This window comes from Zoogloea oryzae, from assembly GCF_030161255.1.
Taxonomy (GTDB): Bacteria; Pseudomonadota; Gammaproteobacteria; order Burkholderiales; family Rhodocyclaceae; genus Zoogloea; species Zoogloea oryzae.
Map to the genome: position 1 here is coordinate 1 of NZ_BSPX01000250.1, position 793 is coordinate 793.

The window sequence follows — 793 nt, forward strand, 5'->3', positions numbered from 1 at the left end:
CGGTGCTCTGACCAATTGAACTACAATCCCGGGTCAATAAGACGGACATCATATATATTCAACTTTGTCATCGCATTTCTATTTGATCGCAGTTATAATTGTAGCAGATACACCCTACTATTATCCACAATAGATATGGGCTTTTGTGAGAACGACACGGATTAGTAGTAATGTAAGCCCCCTTTTTTTGCTATTCGACGGACATTTAAAGACCCTGAAATAAATATAGATCCTCAAAAATAGGCATATGTGGGAACAACAACTTCTACATTGGGATAAAGAAATATTTATTTATTCCTACGTAGAAGTTGTTGTTGGAGGCCAAATTTTTTAACTCATCTTACGAATGGATCGGTAATTTTTTGGGCCGAGCTGGATTTGAACCAGCGTAGACATGTTGCCAACGAATTTACAGTCCGTCCCCATTAACCACTCGGGCATCGACCCAGGAAGAACAAATTCTTATGGGTAATCCATGATCAACTTTCTGTCGTAGTACCCTACCCCCAGGGGAAGTCGAATCCCCGCTGCCTCCTTGAAAGAGAGATGTCCTAAACCACTAGACGATGGGGGCATACCCACCCGATCACCATAAGATTATGAGCATAGTATGAACTTTTTTTTTGGAATTGTCAACATAATGAAATGATATGCTTATATTCGAAGAAACTTTCTCCCCTTACCCTGATTCCTTATATTTTGTAGATTCTTGATTCAAAAAACTTATAATAATAATAAATATCTAATGAAGTATAGGATTCCTTCTGGGAGTGATTTGTCCAATAGAAAAAAA

At 38.2% G+C, this 793-nt stretch carries 2 tRNA genes; both read right to left on the reverse strand.

Annotated elements, in window-relative coordinates:
• Positions 1–363: 363 nt before the first annotated feature.
• A tRNA-Tyr gene (locus QQK25_RS24930) sits at positions 364–447 on the reverse strand.
• A gap of 54 nt (positions 448–501) precedes the next feature.
• Positions 502–574, reverse strand: a tRNA-Glu gene (locus tag QQK25_RS24935).
• Between the last annotated feature and the right edge of the window lie 219 nt (positions 575–793).